This window comes from Micromonospora sp. CPCC 205554 (genome assembly GCF_036902745.1).
GTDB classification, from domain to species: domain Bacteria; phylum Actinomycetota; class Actinomycetes; order Mycobacteriales; family Micromonosporaceae; genus Micromonospora; species Micromonospora tulbaghiae.
Genome location: NZ_JBAKHP010000008.1, coordinates 200,629 through 215,763, shown reverse-complemented (window position 1 = coordinate 215,763; position 15,135 = coordinate 200,629). Strand labels below are relative to the sequence as shown.

Below are 15,135 nucleotides of genomic sequence, written 5' to 3'. Positions count from 1 at the left end.
GCCGCCGGGCCCCGGGGTCGGGCCGTCAGGTCAGGAGACGTTGACGGCGGTGTCGTCGAGCACGAACGAGGTCTGCAGCGAGCTGTCCTCGGTGCCGGTGAACTTCAGCGTGACGGTCTGCCCGGCGTACGCCGCCAGGGAGAACGACTTCTGGCTGTAGCCGCTGGCCTTGTTCAGGTTCGAGTAGGTCGCCAGCGTGGCCAGCACCGAACCGGACGAGCTGAGCACCTGCACGTTCAGCTTGTCGTACTGGACGCTGCTGGTGCTCTCGGCCGAGTCGATGTGCAGCCAGAACGAGAAGGTGTACGCGGAGCAGCCGCTCGGCAGGCTCACCGACTGCGACAGCGTGTCGGTGCGGGTGGTGCCGTAGCCGTTCAGCCAGGCGTTCCAGGTGCCGGTGCGGGTCGGCTGGCCCTGCGAGCCGTACTGGCCGATCACGCCGGAGGTGGAACTCCAGACCGTGTTGCCGGACTCGAAGCCGGGGTTGCCGAGCTTCTGGCCCGCGCCGGTGCAGCCGCCGCCCGTACCGGTGACCGTCAGCGAGTACGTGGCGGTCTTCGCGCCGGACGTCGCGCTGCCGCTGACGGTCACCGAGTAGGTGCCCGTCGGCGTGCTGGAGCTGGTGGAGATGGTGAGCGTGGACGAGCCGCCCGAGGTCACCGAGGCGGGGCTGAACGACGCGGTCGCGCCGGTCGGCAGGCCGGACGCGGAGAACGTCACGGTCTGCGCGGTGCCGCTGGTGGTGGACGTGGCGACGGTGGCGGAGACGGAACCGCCCGCGGTGACCGACCCGGCGGTCGGCGAGAGCGAGACGGAGAAGTCGTTGCCGGTGGAGCTGCACGGCGCGTCGTTGCCGGCCACGTTCACCGCGGTCCACGCGGCCTGGACGGTCTTGTACTCGGTGGAGCAGTTGCCGTACAGGTCGGTCGCGGCCCGCAGGGTGTACGCGCGGGCGGTGTTGGCCGGGTTGCTGGTGTTGACGTACGAGGTGTTCGAGGTGAAGTACACGTCGAGCGCCCGGTACCAGATCTTCTCCGCCTTGGCGCGGCCGATGCCGGTCACCGCCGGGGCCGAGCCGCAGACCGGCGAGGTGCCGTACGCGGTGGCGCCGGTGCCCTCGGCGAGGTTGAAGAAGAAGTGGTTGCCGACGCCGGAGGAGTAGTGCACGTCCTTGTTCTTCGTGCTGGTGGACCAGCAGGAGTCGGACGAGCCGTCCAGCGACGGGTTGTACATGTAGCGCAGCGGCGTACCGTTGCCGTTGATGTTGATCTTCTCACCGACCTGGTAGTCACCCGGGTCGCTCGGCGCGGCGGCGTAGAACTCCACCATGTTGCCGAAGATGTCGCTGGTGGCCTCGTTGAGGCCACCGGACTCACCGGAGTAGACCAGCCCGGCCAGCGCCTCGGTGACGCCGTGGCTCATCTCGTGCCCGGCCACGTCCAGCGAGACCAGCGGACGGGAGTTGCCCGAACCGTCGCCGTAGGTCATCTGGGAGCCGTCCCAGAACGCGTTGACGTAGTTGTTGCCGTAGTGCACCCGGCTCGGCACACCCTGGCCGTTGCCGAAGATGCCGTTGCGGCCGTGCACGTTCTTGAAGTAGTCGAACGTCTTGGCGGCGCCGAAGTGGGCGTCCACCGCGGCCGACTGCCGGTTCGAGGTGGCACCGTTGCCCCACGCGTTGTCCGCGTCGGTGAACGTGGTGCAGGTGGAGGTCCCGTTGTTCATGTCGCAGGTACGGCCGTTGCCGCGCACCGGGTCGATCATCTGGTACGTGCTGCCGGAGAGCGTCGTGTCGATGGTGACCGAGCCGGTGTAGATGCCCTGGCCGGTGCCGGCCACCGTCTCGATCTCGTCGTACGAGCCGATCACCTTGCCGGTGGTGGCGTCGGTGATGACGTGCAGCTTCGACGGCGTCTGCTTGTCCGCCTTCCACCCCGTCGCGACGGTCTCCCAGGCGAGCCGGCCCTTGCCGCTGCTGGCGTCGACGAACAGCTCCGGCGCGCCGACCGAGGTGAGCGAACCCGAGAACGTCTTGCGGGCGCTGGCCTTGGCCGCGTCCGCGCCGACCTTCGCGGTGGTGCTCAGGGTCAGCGGGGCGGAGAGGCTGACCGACGCGCTGGTCATGGTGCCGTTCGGGGCGGTGTGGATGACGAAGTCACCGCCGTACACGCGGAGACCCTGGTAGGTCCGGCTGTACCGGGTGTGCGCCGCCCCGGAGGGGTCGACCTTGGTGCGGACGGCCTGGTAGGCCTCACCGCCGGCGCCCTGCACGGCGCCGGGGTTGGCGCGCAGCAGGCTCGCGGCCCGGGCTGCGGCCGAGGTCTCGGGGCTGGGGGCGCTTGGCGCTGCCGCTTGCGCCGAGGTGGTGACGCAGGCCAGCACGCCGCTGGTGAGCAGCGCTGCGCTGACGGCGGCGACGGATCTTTTCACGGGCCCTCCTGGAAGGCGAAGTTGTGACGGGGGTAGTCACTGATGTAGATATAGCGATACATCGAAGAACGTGAAAGAGGCTGGCGAGATCCCGCCGGAGACATTGACCGAACGGATGAGGAGGACCGGTGGGCCGGAACCGGGTGGTCCCGTCGCGCGTCCGATCGGGTATGAGAGCTGCCTCCGCCGCGGCGGCCGTCGCCGCCCTTCTCCTCCCGCTCGGCGGCTGCGCCCGCGCCGACGCGCCACCCGTCATCACGGACGGGCCCTCACCGCCGGCAGCCACCGAGGTCGTGCTCGTGAGGTCCGGCGGGATCGCCGGGGTGAAGGACACGCTCACCGTGCGGCCGGACGGCCACTGGACGAGGACCGACCGGACCGGCGCCTCCCAGGAGGGCCGGCTGGCCGAGACGGACCTCGCCCGGCTGCGGCAGCTCGCCACCGACCCCCGGCTGGCCACCGAGAGCACCGAGACCAAGGGCCCGGACAACTGCGCCGACGGGTTCACCTACCGGCTCACCGTCGGCCCGGCCGAGAGCGGGTACGTGGACTGCGGGCCCGCCGCCCGGCCGCCGGCCGTCACCGCCGAGATGGTCGAGCTGCTCACCCGCGCCACCGGGTGACCCGGTTCTCAAACCCGCTGCCGCTGTGACATCGGCCTATGGCCGGCGGACCGGCGGCCAGGCCAGCATGGAAGGCATGACTCGCGCACTCATCGCCCTGACCAGTCACTCCGAGCTGGGCCGTACCGGCCGCTCGACCGGCTACTACGTCGGCGAGGCCGCCGAGCCGTGGGAGGTGTTCCGGGCCGCCGGGTACGACGTCGACCTGGCGTCGGTGGCCGGCGGTGAACCGCCCGTCGACGGGCGGGACGAGAACGACACCACCCAGAACGACTTCCTCGCCACCGCCGGCGTCACCGACACCCCGAAGGCCGCCGACGTCGACCCGGAGCGGTACGACGTGATCCTCTTCGCCGGCGGCCACGGCACCATGTGGGACTTCCCCGACGACCCCGACCTGGCCCGGATCGCCCGCTCGGTCCACGAGCGCGGCGGCGTGGTGGCCGCCGTCTGCCACGGCCCGTCGGCGCTGGTGAACCTCACCCTCTCCGACGGCTCCCGGCTGATCGCCGGGAAGCGGGTCGCCGGGTTCACCAACAGCGAGGAGGCGGCCGTCGGCCTCACCGACGAGGTGCCGTTCCTGCTCGCCGACAAGCTCACCGAGGCGGGCGCGAAGCATGTGCCGGCGCCTGACTTCACCGAGCACGTGGTGGTCGACGGTCGCCTGGTGACCGGCCAGAACCCGCAGTCCGCGCGCGCCGTGGCCGACGCCGTGGTGAAGCTGATCGGCTGAGCGCCGGTCAGAACCGGTAGTCGTCGGGCAGGCCGGTGGCCCGCAGCTCGGGCGGCAGGTGGGCGACGTCGTTGAGCGCGACCAGCGTCGGCGGGCCGCCCGAGCTGTAGCGGATCACGGTGAGCCCGCAGTTCTGCTGGTTGAGCCCGATCCAGCGGTGCGGCGGCGCCTCCAGCGCGTTCAGCACCAGCCAGGCGACCAGGAAGTTGTGGGTGACGACCAGCTCGCGTACGTCACCCTCCGCGGGGGCGGTGGCGAATCGGGCCACCGCCTCCGCTGTCACGCGCGGCCCGTCGCGCCGCTCCCGCTCGGTGAACCCGGCCAGGAACTCGGCGTACCGCTCGGGCAGGCCGGCCGGGTCGGTGTCGTGCGGCATGTGGTCGCCGGCGCGGTCGTCCTCGCGTACCGGAACACCCGGCAGCGACGCCGCGACCAGCGCGGCGGTCTCCGCGGCCCGGCGGGCCGGCCCATGGTGCACGGCGGTGAGCCGGGCCCCGCGCAGCCGCTCGCCCAGCAGCGCCGCCTGCCGGCGGCCCCGCTCGGACAGTCCGGTGTCCGCCTCTTCCTCCGGCCGGTCCTGCTCGCCGTGACGGACGAGGTAGAGCAGGCGGCTGGGCATCGGCACCTCCACGGTCGGGGACCGCGAGACTAGCCCGCCGCCGCGCCGTTCACCGGCCCTGGTGCATCTGACCGATCCGGATGCGGTTGCCGAACGGGTCGCGAATGCCGAAGTCGATCCCGTACGGCCGGTCGGTCGGCTCGTCGGTCACCTCGACGCCCTTCGCGACCAGGTCGGCGTACGTCTTGTGCGCGTCGTCGGTGGTGAAGAACAGGAAACCACCCGCAGCGCCCTTGGTGAGCAGCTCCCGGACCTGCTCGGCCGTCTTCGGGTCCAGCGCCGGCGGGCCCGGCTTCTCCAGCAGGATCTCCCGGCCGGGGTCACCCGGCACGTTCACGGTGAGCCAGCGCATGAAACCGAGGTCCTGGTCGAGGCTGACCTCCAGGCCGAGCTTGCCGACGTAGAAGTCGAGCGCCTCGTCCTGGTCGAGCACGTAGATCTGGGAGCGGGAAGTCGAAGTCATCGTCATGCCGACGACGCTAGAGCAGCGCCCCGACCTGCTGCTTATCCAAAACTGCGCGAGTCGTCTCGCCCGGCACCTGGTCCGGCTTGTGTCGTTTGTCCACTCGGGGACACCACCGCGTCATCCGCTGTTAACGTCCTCGCGACGACATCGGGGGAAGTCGATGCAGTTGATGTTGGCGTGGGCCGCCACGGCCGCCCTTCCGCAGTCCCGCCGTGACGCCGCCGTCGCCCGGTTCGACAGGGCCGCCGCCGAACTGGTGCCCGGCAGCTGGCACCGCCGGCACCTCGGGGGCACGGACCGGGGCGTGCTGGTGCTGCACCCGGCCGACCCGGGTGGCTACCGATGGCCGCCCGTCGCCACCGAACGCGACGTCACCGCCGTCTCCGTGGGCATCCCGGTCGGCGCCGACGGCGACCACCCGGTGGCACTCGCCCACCGCCTGCTCACCGGCGAGGACGTGCACCGCGACGTCGTACCGCCGTTCGCGCTGCTCGCCCTCGACCCCGACCGCCTCGCCCTGCAGCAGGACTGGCTGGGCATGGCCCGGGTGTTCACCGGCACCGCCGACGGCGTCACCGCCTGGTGCACCCGGCCCGGACTGCTCGCCGCCTTCCTGCACGGCGAGGCCCGTCCCGACCCGGCCGGCTGGACGTCTTACCTGCTCACCGGCCACTTCGGCGGAGACCTCTCCCCGCTCGCCGGCATCCGGCTGCTCCGGCCGGGCGAGCGGGTCACCGGCCACCGCCGCGCCGACGGCGGCTGGCAGCTCACCACCGAGATCCGGTACGCCACCGACGACGTCGTCCGCAGCGGCCTCGCCGACCGGGACCGGCCGCCCGCCGAGCGACTGGACCGGGCCGCGGACGCGCTGACCCGGACCGTAGCCGGCCTGCACCGGCTGCACGACGGTGAGGTCACACTCGGCCTCTCCGGCGGCAAGGACTCCCGGCTCATCGCCGCGACGCTCGTCGCCGCCGGCCGTACGCCGAACCTGGCCACCAACGACGACACCCCCGCCGAGGGCGACGTGGCCCGCGAACTGGTCCGCCTCGTGCGGGACCGGCGCGGGCTGGAACTGCCGCACCGCCTCGTGCCGGCCGCGCCCCCGGCCACCGTCCTCGGCGTCGGCCTCCGGGACCGGGCGCGACGGCTCGCCGCGCTGCACGACCACCAGTTCCCGTCGAACTACCTGGCCCGCCCGGCCGTGCGCACCCGGCTGCCGGAAGTGGTACGCGCACCGAGCCTCACCGGCGCGGCGGGCGAACTGGTGGTCGGCTACTGGTATCCCCCGGCCGACGCCGGCCCGGCGCCCACGCCCGAGCAGGCGGGCATGACCAAGCTGCTGGCGGGCGTGCCGAACAGCGCGGCGTCCCCCGAGGCGCTGGCCGCCGAGCGGGACCGCGTCACCGCCCTGCTGGCCCACGCCCGGGGCGTCGGCCTGCGCGACGAGCACCTGATCGACTACCTCTACCTGGTCGAGCGGATGCGCCGGTGGTGCACCTCCGCGTACACCACCGGGATGGTCACCCCGTTCCTCGCGCCCGGCTTCGTCGCGGCCAGCTTCGCGTTCACCGTCGCGGAGAAGCGGGCGCGGCTGCCGCACACCGCGCTGATCGCCCGGCTCGTACCGGAGTGGGCGGACGTGCCGTTCGTCAGCGCCGCCGCCGGGCCGTCCCGCGCCACCCGGATCTGGGAGGGCGACGGAGTCGCCGCCGTTTCCGACCTGCTCGACACCGTCCACGGGCCGCTCACCGAGCTGATCCGGCGTCCGGTCGTGGAGCGGGATCTGCGTACCGCCGCCCGGGGCGGCCGGCCCGACCCCCGGGTGCTCGCCCAGTTCACCGCGCTGGCGGTCGCCTCCGAACGACTGGAGCCCGGCTTCACCAGGCCGTCGACCGGCGCCACCTACGCCCGGGTCACCGCGCCCCCGCGCCCGCGTACGCCGACGAAAGGCTTGTTCGCCGGCGTGCGCTGGGTACGTCGGACCCGCCTCGGCGACCGCCTCTGGGTCATGGTGCGGCGGCAGGTGCGGAGACGCTGACCGCTGCGGCTCTCCCGGCTGTGGCCTTCTGGCCGGCGGTGACCGGCTGACCGGCGGCTGCCGGCTCGACGGCAGTGGTGCTCGGGCGCATCCATGCCTTGGTGAAGCAGCCCGGGACGTCGGCAGGCGCGGCCTTGCGGCGCCGGTAGGCCGACGGCGACTCACCGACGATGCCGTGGAACGTCCGGCTGAACGTGCCCAGGCTGCCGAAGCCGACCAGATGGCAGATCTCGGTGACCGGTTCGTCGGTGCGCACCAGCAGGTACATGGCGCGTTCCACCCGGCGGCGTTGCAGGTAGCGGTGCGGCGTCTCGCCGAAGGTGGCCCGGAAGGTACGGATGAAGTGCGCCTCCGAGACGTGCGCGATCCGGGCCAGCGCGGGGATGTCCAGCGGCTGTGCGTACGCCCGGTCCATCGCGTCGCGGGCACGCAGCATCGCCCGGTTGGACTCCTCGACGGCGCGACTCATCGCTGGTCAGCCTAGCGCCCCGCGTCCCTACGACTCGTCCACGAGGCTCCTGGTCATGATGTGCTCGCGGCGCACTCCGTCGGGCATCAGGCCGCCGACGTCGCCCGTGTCCCGGAAGCCGTTGCGCAGGTACAGGGCCCACGCGTTCGGGTTGCCCTCGGCCACGGCGAGCCGCAGCGTCCGCGCACCTGCCAGCCGGGCCCACTGCTCGACCGCCCGCACGAGCTGGTCGCCCACACCTCGACCGCGTCCCGCGGGTGCCACGTACATCGAGATCAGCTCGACGACCCCGTCCTGCTCGGTCGGCATCCCGCTGGCCATCCCGACCGGCTGCCCGTCGAGCAACACCACGATGTTGTACGACCCGGGGACGGCGAGCCGCCCGCGCCAGCGTTCCTCGCGGTCGCCGTCGCCCTGCCAGTCCGCCAGCCGGGCACCGAAGGCGTACCCGGCCTCGGTGAGCGCGGCGAGCCGCAGCTCCCGCCACACCTTCCAGTCGTCCTCGCCGAGGACGCACGTCTCAAGCATGCGGAGAGGGTGGCGCAGGCGCCCCGGGCGAACAATCGATTTCCGGCGACTGCGACGACCACGGAGCCAGACCATGAGACTTCCCGCCGGAGCCACCGGCTTCCACCAACCCGGCGGACGAGCGGACCTCCGGGCCGTCACCGTCCGCCCGCGCCATTGGCGCCACCGTCACCGGCGTCGCCCCCGCCGGCTCGGACGACAACCCGGATCGCCTCACGGCGCCATGCTACGGCGGCGGAAGCGCCTTCCGGCTTGCGTGGCATCGACCTCCGCGACTTTGGCTCCTGCTCGCCGGAATGGCTGCTCGTCAGATGCCGGGGGCCTCTCTAGCCTGAACCAGGCAGGCTCGGCCGGACAGCGCCCAACGGGGAGAAGCTCATGGAACGCGTGACGGGCATCGGCGGCGTCTTCTTCCGCGCCCACGACCCCGACCGGATCAACCGCTGGTACGCCACCCACCTCGGGATCGACCTGGCACCGGAGTCCTACGACGTGTCCTCCTGGTGGCAGAAGCCCGGTCCCACCGTCCTGGCGGCCATGCCGGCGGACTCCGAGCACTTCGGCGGCCCCGAGCACTCCTGGTCGCTCAACTTCCGCGTCGTCGATCTGGACGCGATGGTCGGCCAGTTGCGCGATGCGGGTATCGACGTCGAGATGGATCCCGAGGAGTATCCGAACGGCAGGTTCGCGAACCTCAGAGATCCAGAGGGCAACATGGTCCAGCTCTGGGAGCCCGCGGGGGCCGACGCCCGTGGACCTGCCTGACCCTCACGCGTGCACCGTCGTGCAGCTGCAGACGGAGTCGGGCGTCCCGCGGCGACATCGGCCCGGAACGCCTTGTGGAATTGGAGCCCCCGGCCGGGATCGAACCGGCGACATCTCGCTTACAAGGCGAGTGCTCTGGCCAGCTGAGCTACAGGGGCGCGTGCGTCGGGCTCAGCATAGCGACTGAGCCCCGGAAATCCCGCCTCGCAGGGCTCCCGAGCACGGAAAACGTCGGCATCCCGACCGGTGCGGCCGATGGATCATCGCCCGGCCGCGCTCACCGGTGGGGAGATTGATGCCTCCCAGTGCCCTCCTGACCGTTATGCGTATGCCGCCCATCCCATCCCGAGCACCACGTCTTGGCACGATCGCGAAAGCCGTTTACCGTGCAGTGACACGGACGGCACTCCGGCCGGCCTCGGCTGCCTGAGCGACGACCCCGTTGGCCGGTGCCTTGGGCGCCGGTCGCTCCTTCACTCGGATCGTCCGGCACGTTCCTGCCGGTGAAAGGAAGCGCTCCATCATGGCTACGGTCACCTACGCGAAGGCGTCCCGGATCTATCCGGGCACCGAGCGCCCCGCCGTCAACCAGCTCGACCTCCAGATCGGTGACGGGGAGTTCCTCGTCCTGGTCGGCCCGTCCGGCTGCGGCAAGTCCACCAGCCTCCGGATGCTCGCCGGCCTGGAGGACGTCGACGACGGCGCGATCTACATCGACGACCGGGACGTCACCCACCTCCCGCCGAAGGCCCGCGACATCGCGATGGTCTTCCAGAACTACGCCCTCTACCCGCACATGACGGTGTACGAGAACATGGCGTTCGCGCTCAAGCTGCGCAAGACCTCGAAGTCGGAGATCGACCGGCGGGTCAAGGAGGCGGCCGGGCTGCTCCAGCTGGAGGAGTTCCTCAGCCGCAAGCCGAAGGCGCTCTCCGGTGGTCAGCGCCAGCGTGTCGCCATGGGCCGCGCGATCGTCCGCGAGCCGCAGGTCTTCCTCATGGACGAGCCGCTGTCGAACCTCGACGCCAAGCTGCGTGTCCAGACCCGCACCCAGATCGCCTCGCTGCAGGCGAAGCTGGGCGTCACCACCGTCTACGTCACTCACGACCAGGTCGAGGCCATGACCATGGGTCACCGGGTGGCGGTCATGCTCGACGGTGTGCTCCAGCAGGTGGACACCCCCCGGGCGCTCTACGACACCCCGGCCAACGTCTTCGTCGCCGGCTTCATGGGCTCCCCGGCCATGAACATCAAGACGGTGAAGCTGACCGACCAGGGCGGCGCGTTCGCCGAGATGATCGTGCCGCTGACCCGCGAGCAGGTCGAGGCGGCCCGCTCCGAGGGCGGCGACGGCAAGGTCACCGTCGGCTTCCGGCCGGAGGACTGCGACCTGGTCAGCCCGTCCGAGGGCGGCATGCCGGTCGTGGTCGAGCTGGTCGAGGACCTGGGCTCCGACGCCAACGTCTACGGCCACGCCGCGCTGGAGGGCCACAACGAGCGGTTCGTGGTCCGTACCGACCGGCGCAGCATGCCGAACATGGGTGACACCGTGTTCGTCAAGCCGCGTACCGGCCGCAGCCACGTCTTCCACGCCACCACCGGCCAGCGGATCTGACGTACGTACGCGAGAAGGGGCGGCCCGCCACGGCGGACCGCCCCTTCTTCGTACTCTCGATCAGACCTCGACGGACCGGCGGCGGGCGACCTCGGCGAGCGTGACCGCGGCGGCGACGCTGGCGTTGAGCGACTCCACCTCGGAGACCATCGGAATGCTGACGGTCAGGTCGCAGGTCTCCCCCACCAGGCGGGACAGCCCGCGCCCCTCCGAGCCGACCACCACGACCAGCGGGCCGACGGCGGCCTCCAGGTCGTACAGGTCGGTCTGCCCGTCGGCGTCGAGGCCGACCACGACGAAGCCGGCGTCCTTGCACGCCTTGAGCGAGCGGGTCAGGTTGGTGACCTGGGCGACGGGCACGCGCGCGGCCGCGCCGGCGCTGGTCCGCCAGGCGGTCGCGGTGATCCCGGCGGCACGCCGTTCGGGTACGAAGACACCCTGCGCGCCGAACGCGGCAGCCGACCGGATGACCGCGCCGAGGTTACGGGGGTCGGTGACGCCGTCCAGCGCGACCAGCAGCGGAGCGGCCTGCTCCAGCGCGGCGGCGACCAGGTCGTCGAACGGCTCGTAGGCGAACGGCGGCACCTGGAGGCCGACGCCCTGGTGCAGCACGCCGCCGGTCATCCGGTCCAGCTCGGCGCGGCTGACCTCCAGGATAGCGATGCCCCGGTCGGCGGCGGTGCGGACGATCTCCTTGACCCGGTCGTCGATGTCGATGCCCTGCGCGGTGTAGAGCGCGGTCGCGGGCACCTGGGTGCGCAGCGACTCCAGTACCGGGTTGCGCCCGACCAGCAGTTCCGGGCTGTCCTTCGCCGGGTTGGCCTTGCGGCCCGGCGCGACCCGGGGACCGCCCCGGCCGCCGGCCGGCTTGCCGCCGCGGCCCTTGGTCGTGGGCGTACCCCGGCCACCGCCCTTGCCCCAGGTGGTGTCCTTGGTGCCGGGCTGGCCGATCTTCGGCGCGCGGCCCTCCTCGGCGGCGGCGCGGCGCTCCTTGTCCTGCTTCCAGGCGGTGCGCTGGGGCAGCTTCTCGGTGCCCGAGTACGCCTTGTGCCAGGGCCGCTCGTCGGCGGGCAGCGTGCGGCCCCGCCCGGCGAGCGAGTCCTTGTTCTTGCCACCGGTGCCCTTGGGGGCGCCCGCCTTCGGCGTCAGTCGCCGGCCACGGCGCTGCGAGTTGCCGGCCATCAGTCCTGCTCTCCAATAGTCCAACGCGGGCCCTGGGGGGTGTCCTCGACGACCACGCCTGCCTGCTTGAGCTGGTCGCGTACGGCGTCGGCGGCAGCCCAGTCCTTGCGGCTGCGGGCCTGCGCGCGCTGTTCCAGGGCCAGCGCGATCAGGGAGTCCACCACGCCGCGCAGGTCGTCCGTGCGGCCGCCGCCGGTCCAGGCCGGGTCCAGGGGGTCGACGCCGAGGATATCCAGCATCGCCCGGGTGGCGGCCAGCGTCGTGCGGACGGTCACATCGTCGCCTGCGGTGAGCGCGGTGTTGCCGTCGCGGACCACCTCGTGCAGCGCCGCCAGCGCCGCCGACGTGTTGAGGTCGTCGTCCATCGCGGCCGCGAAACCGGCCGGCAGGTCGCCGGGCCGGCCCGGGCCGACCCGCTCGGCCGCCCGCTGGACGAAGCCCTCGATCCGCCGGTACGCGACGGCGGCCTCGCGCAACGCGTCCTCGGAGTAGTCGATGCGGGACCGGTAGTGCGCGGCCACGTAGTAGTAACGCAGCTCGACCGGGCGGACCCCGAGCGAGGCAACGTAGTCGAGGTCGAGCGTGTTGCCGAGCGACTTGCCCATCTTGGTGCCGCCGATGCCGAGCAGGCCGTGGTGCACCCAGTAGCGGGCGAACGGCAGGTCGGCGGCCTGCGACTGGGCGATCTCGTTCTCGTGGTGCGGGAACGTCAGGTCGAGCCCGCCGCCGTGGATGTCGAACTCGGGGCCGAGGTAGCGCCAGCACATGGCCGAGCACTCGATGTGCCAGCCGGGCCGGCCGCGGCCCCACGGCGACGGCCAGTAGGCGTCGGCCGGCTCGCCCGGCTTGGCGCCCTTCCAGAGCGCGAAGTCACGCGGGTCGCGCTTGCCGCGGTCGGGGGCGTCGCCGGCGGGCTGCATGTCCGCCGGGGACTGGCCGGACAGCGAGCCGTACGCGGGCCAGGAGGCCACGTCGAAGTAGACGTCGCCGGAGCCGTCGGTGGCCGGGTAGGCGTGGCCGGTCTCGATCAGCCGGGCGATCAGCTCGTGCATCTCCGGGACGTGCCCGGTGGCCCGCGGCTCGTAGGTCGGCGGGAGCACGTTGAGCGCCCGGTAGGACGCGGTGAGGATCTGCTCGTTCGCGTACGCGATCGACCAGAACGGCCGGTCCTGCTCCATCGCCTTGGCCAGGACCTTGTCGTCGATGTCGGTCAGGTTGCGGATGAACGTGACCTCGAAGCCCTTGCTCAGCAGCCAGCGGCGCAGCACGTCGTAGTTGACGCCGGAGCGAAGGTGGCCGATGTGCGGCGGGGCCTGGAGCGTGAGACCACACAGGTAGACCCCCACCTTGCCGGCTTCCCGCGGGACGAAGTCCCGCACCGATCGGGTGGCGGTGTCATACAGGCGTAGCGTCACCTCACAAGGGTAGCCGTCCGCACATTTCCGGGTTGGCCGGAGCCGGGTCGTACGCTGCGTGCTGTGGACACGGCGGCGCGCACGGGAGAGACGGCACAGACCCTGGACCGGGGCCTGCGGCTGCTGCACCTGGTCGCGGACGCGCCGGGCGGGCTCACGGTCACCGAGGCGGCGCACCGGCTGGGCATCGGCCGGGCGGCCGTCTACCGGCTGGTCGGCGCGCTGACCGGCCACGGGATGCTCCGGCGCGACGGCGAGGGCCGCCTGCGCATCGGCGTGGGCGTGCTGCACCTGGCCCGCCGTGCCCAGCCGCTGCTGGCCGAGGGGGCGCTGCCCGCGCTGCGCCGGCTCGCCGAGGGCACCGGGGCGACCGCCCACCTGACCGTGGTCGAGGGCGGCGAGGGGGTCGCGCTCGCGGTGGTCGAGCCGAGCTGGACGTCGTTCCACGTGGCGTACCGGACCGGCACCCGGCACCCGCTGGAGCGGGGTGCGGCCGGCCGGGCGGTGCTGGCCGGGCGGGCCGGCGATCCGGGGCCGGTGAGCACCAGCGGCGAGCTCCAGTCGGGCGCGTACGGGGTGGCCGCGCCGGTGCTCGGCGTGCCGGGCCTGGAGGGCAGCGTCGGGGTGGTGTCGCTGACCCCGCTCGACGTGGCGGACGTCGGCGCACAGGTCACCGCCGCCGCCGAGGCGGTCGCCGCCGCGCTCTCCTGACCCCCGCATGTCCGCGCGCCAGCGCAAGACGCCCGGACGGCCACACGACCCGGCCCACCCCGGAGCCCACACGCCAAGGTGGCTACGTCAGCGCCCCCGAACCGGCCCTCCTCCACACACCCTTGCGCCGGCTCGGGGAAGTGGCTGCATTCAGGCGGCCCGGATACCGCCACCTCCCCGAGCTGGAGTGGATCATGCCCAGGTCGAGGGGCCATAGCACACGGACAGGGCCGGTCGGGGGTTGTCCACAGGGCGCGGCAGGCGGCACGGCTACGGCTGTCCACAGGGGTGTCGATCTCGCCCCGCGCGCCGCCACGCTCGTCACATGCCACCTCATCCCCATCGCCCACCGGAGTTGGCCTGGCAGGTCTTCCGGGGCTCGGAAGCGATCCGGCGCGGGCTGCTGTCCCGGCACCATCTGCGGGGCGCGTCCTGGATCCGGCTCCGGCAGGACGTCTACGCCGACGCGCGGCTCGACCGCGACCACGCGCTGGCCTGCCGCGCGGCGCTGCTGCGCATGCCACCCGGCGCGGCGATCGCCGGCCCTTCGGCGGCCTACCTGCACGGGGTTGAGCACGCCGCCGGCTTCACCGACGACGTGCACGTCCTGCTGCCGGCCACGGTGCGGGCCGACTCCCAGCCGGGTGTCCGGGTGCACCACGCCCCGATGTCGAGCACCCGCAGCGGTTTCCTGGTCCCCGTCGGGGCCGGCGCCCCCGCGCGAACGAGCCCACCCGCCGGCACCAGGTCGCCCGTCGCAGCACCGTCGGCGGTCGACCGCCCACCGGGCACACCGGGCCGGACCAGATCCCCGCACCCGGCCGACCCCCGCAACCGCCCCGGGCCGCCCGGTCCGGCCACCCCACCCTCAGCCGCGGCATCGAACCCGTTCGCACCCCCGGCCCTCGGCGCGACGATGATCATGACCGGGCCGCCGCCACGGACCGAGCCGGCCGCCTGCGCCTGGGAGACCGCGGTCTGGGCCGATCCCGTGAAGGCGGTCGGCATCATCGACGGGCTGCTGCGCGCCGGCTCCGTGAACCGGTCGGCGCTGGCGAGCGAGGCGGCCCGCAACGCCTGTCGTCCCGGTGGGCGGCGGGCGTCGTGGGTCTTCGGCCTGACGGACGGGCTGGCCCAGTCCCCGCCCGAGTCGCACCTGCGGGTACGCCTCGTCCTCGCCGGCCTGCCGCGTCCGGTGGCCCGGCATCCGGTGCGCGTGTCGACCGGCCTGATCCTGCACCCCGATCTGGCCTGGCCGGAGTTCCGGGTCGCCGTCGAGTACGACGGTCAGTGGCACTCCGACGCGGACCGGATGCACCTCGACCGGCGGCGGCTCAACCAGCTCGTCGAGGCCGGCTGGCTCGTGCTGCATGTGACCGGCCGCCGTCTGCACAAGGAGTTCCCCGCCTTGGTCCGGGAGATCCGCGCCGCGCTGGTGGCTCGGGGGTGGCGCCCGTGACACCCGCCGTCGTCCGGCACCCCCGAACGCCGAGGTGGCGGCGTCCGGGAACTCCGGACACCGCCACCTCGGGGAAACA

General features: G+C 72.7%; 14 protein-coding genes and 1 tRNA gene. 7 read left to right on the top strand and 8 right to left on the bottom strand.

Translation table 11 applies throughout. The annotated features are described in order from the left end of the window. Positions 1-30: 30 nt before the first annotated feature. Positions 31-2,430, bottom strand: a complete 2,400-nt coding sequence (locus tag V6U82_RS14195) for a M4 family metallopeptidase (RefSeq protein WP_128138601.1) — start codon at positions 2,428-2,430, stop codon at positions 31-33. Between the two features lie 170 nt (positions 2,431-2,600). Here V6U82_RS14195 and V6U82_RS14190 point away from each other — a divergent pair, with 170 nt between their 5' ends. Further along, the gene (locus V6U82_RS14190; RefSeq protein ID WP_334461302.1) at positions 2,601-3,053 is read left to right on the top strand and encodes a hypothetical protein; all 453 of its coding nucleotides are present in this window, start codon (positions 2,601-2,603) and stop codon (positions 3,051-3,053) included. Positions 3,054-3,129: 76 nt separating this feature from the next. Further along, a complete protein-coding gene (locus tag V6U82_RS14185) occupies positions 3,130-3,786 on the top strand; it encodes a type 1 glutamine amidotransferase domain-containing protein (protein ID WP_334461300.1) in 657 nt (218 codons plus the stop codon). Between the two features lie 7 nt (positions 3,787-3,793). On the opposite strand, the gene V6U82_RS14180 is transcribed toward V6U82_RS14185, so the two are convergent. Both V6U82_RS14180 and V6U82_RS14175 read right to left on the bottom strand, forming a co-directional pair. Next, positions 3,794-4,405 (bottom strand): histidine phosphatase family protein, encoded by a 612-nt coding sequence (locus V6U82_RS14180; RefSeq protein ID WP_334461298.1) that lies wholly within the window; start codon positions 4,403-4,405, stop codon positions 3,794-3,796. 49 nt (positions 4,406-4,454) lie between these two features. Next, positions 4,455-4,874, bottom strand: coding sequence for a VOC family protein (locus tag V6U82_RS14175; RefSeq protein ID WP_334461296.1), 420 nt, complete (start codon positions 4,872-4,874; stop codon positions 4,455-4,457). A 157-nt stretch (positions 4,875-5,031) separates the two neighbouring features. On the opposite strand from V6U82_RS14175, the gene V6U82_RS14170 reads away from it, so the two are divergent. After that, entirely contained in the window at positions 5,032-6,912 is a 1,881-nt protein-coding gene (locus V6U82_RS14170; protein ID WP_334461294.1) for a hypothetical protein, read from the top strand. On the opposite strand, the gene V6U82_RS14165 is transcribed toward V6U82_RS14170, so the two are convergent. After that, positions 6,881-7,381, bottom strand: coding sequence for an AraC family transcriptional regulator (locus V6U82_RS14165; protein WP_334461292.1), 501 nt, complete (start codon positions 7,379-7,381; stop codon positions 6,881-6,883). The two genes, V6U82_RS14170 and V6U82_RS14165, sit on opposite strands and share 32 nt — an antisense overlap. 27 nt (positions 7,382-7,408) lie before the next feature. Continuing rightward, a complete protein-coding gene (locus tag V6U82_RS14160) occupies positions 7,409-7,909 on the bottom strand; it encodes a GNAT family N-acetyltransferase (protein WP_128137898.1) in 501 nt (166 codons plus the stop codon). A 378-nt stretch (positions 7,910-8,287) separates the two neighbouring features. Between V6U82_RS14160 and V6U82_RS14155 the strand changes: the two genes are divergently transcribed. Beyond that, on the top strand, positions 8,288-8,674 hold the full coding sequence (locus V6U82_RS14155) for a VOC family protein (protein WP_334461290.1): 387 nt from the start codon (positions 8,288-8,290) through the stop codon (positions 8,672-8,674). 81 nt (positions 8,675-8,755) lie between these two features. Here V6U82_RS14155 and V6U82_RS14150 read toward each other — a convergent pair. Then, positions 8,756-8,832, bottom strand: a tRNA-Thr gene (locus V6U82_RS14150). 365 nt (positions 8,833-9,197) lie between these two features. Between V6U82_RS14150 and V6U82_RS14145 the strand changes: the two genes are divergently transcribed. Then, entirely contained in the window at positions 9,198-10,289 is a 1,092-nt protein-coding gene (locus tag V6U82_RS14145) for an ABC transporter ATP-binding protein (RefSeq protein WP_120572844.1), read from the top strand. A gap of 60 nt (positions 10,290-10,349) precedes the next feature. On the opposite strand, the gene rlmB is transcribed toward V6U82_RS14145, so the two are convergent. Further along, positions 10,350-11,471, bottom strand: coding sequence for a 23S rRNA (guanosine(2251)-2'-O)-methyltransferase RlmB (rlmB, locus tag V6U82_RS14140; protein WP_334461285.1), 1,122 nt, complete (start codon positions 11,469-11,471; stop codon positions 10,350-10,352). Then, positions 11,471-12,886, bottom strand: coding sequence for a cysteine--tRNA ligase (gene cysS, locus V6U82_RS14135; RefSeq protein ID WP_334461283.1), 1,416 nt, complete (start codon positions 12,884-12,886; stop codon positions 11,471-11,473). Before cysS ends, rlmB begins: the two co-directional genes overlap by 1 nt. Positions 12,887-12,949: 63 nt before the next feature. Between cysS and V6U82_RS14130 the strand changes: the two genes are divergently transcribed. Continuing rightward, entirely contained in the window at positions 12,950-13,597 is a 648-nt protein-coding gene (locus V6U82_RS14130; RefSeq protein WP_047891141.1) for an IclR family transcriptional regulator, read from the top strand. A 325-nt stretch (positions 13,598-13,922) separates the two neighbouring features. Beyond that, positions 13,923-15,056, top strand: a complete 1,134-nt coding sequence (locus V6U82_RS14125) for a hypothetical protein (protein WP_334461277.1) — start codon at positions 13,923-13,925, stop codon at positions 15,054-15,056. Positions 15,057-15,135: the final 79 nt, after the last annotated feature.

Coding starts and splice junctions, on each gene's coding strand:
- V6U82_RS14190 (WP_334461302.1), top strand. CDS start 2,601: ATGAGAGCTGCCTCCGCCGCGGCGGCCGTCGCCGCCCTTCTCCTCCCG.
- V6U82_RS14185 (WP_334461300.1), top strand. CDS start 3,130: ATGACTCGCGCACTCATCGCCCTGACCAGTCACTCCGAGCTGGGCCGT.
- V6U82_RS14180 (WP_334461298.1), bottom strand. CDS start 4,405: ATGCCCAGCCGCCTGCTCTACCTCGTCCGTCACGGCGAGCAGGACCGG.
- V6U82_RS14175 (WP_334461296.1), bottom strand. CDS start 4,874: ATGACGATGACTTCGACTTCCCGCTCCCAGATCTACGTGCTCGACCAG.
- V6U82_RS14170 (WP_334461294.1), top strand. CDS start 5,032: ATGCAGTTGATGTTGGCGTGGGCCGCCACGGCCGCCCTTCCGCAGTCC.
- V6U82_RS14165 (WP_334461292.1), bottom strand. CDS start 7,381: ATGAGTCGCGCCGTCGAGGAGTCCAACCGGGCGATGCTGCGTGCCCGC.
- V6U82_RS14160 (WP_128137898.1), bottom strand. CDS start 7,909: ATGCTTGAGACGTGCGTCCTCGGCGAGGACGACTGGAAGGTGTGGCGG.
- V6U82_RS14155 (WP_334461290.1), top strand. CDS start 8,288: ATGGAACGCGTGACGGGCATCGGCGGCGTCTTCTTCCGCGCCCACGAC.
- V6U82_RS14145 (WP_120572844.1), top strand. CDS start 9,198: ATGGCTACGGTCACCTACGCGAAGGCGTCCCGGATCTATCCGGGCACC.
- rlmB (WP_334461285.1), bottom strand. CDS start 11,471: ATGGCCGGCAACTCGCAGCGCCGTGGCCGGCGACTGACGCCGAAGGCG.
- V6U82_RS14125 (WP_334461277.1), top strand. CDS start 13,923: ATGCCACCTCATCCCCATCGCCCACCGGAGTTGGCCTGGCAGGTCTTC.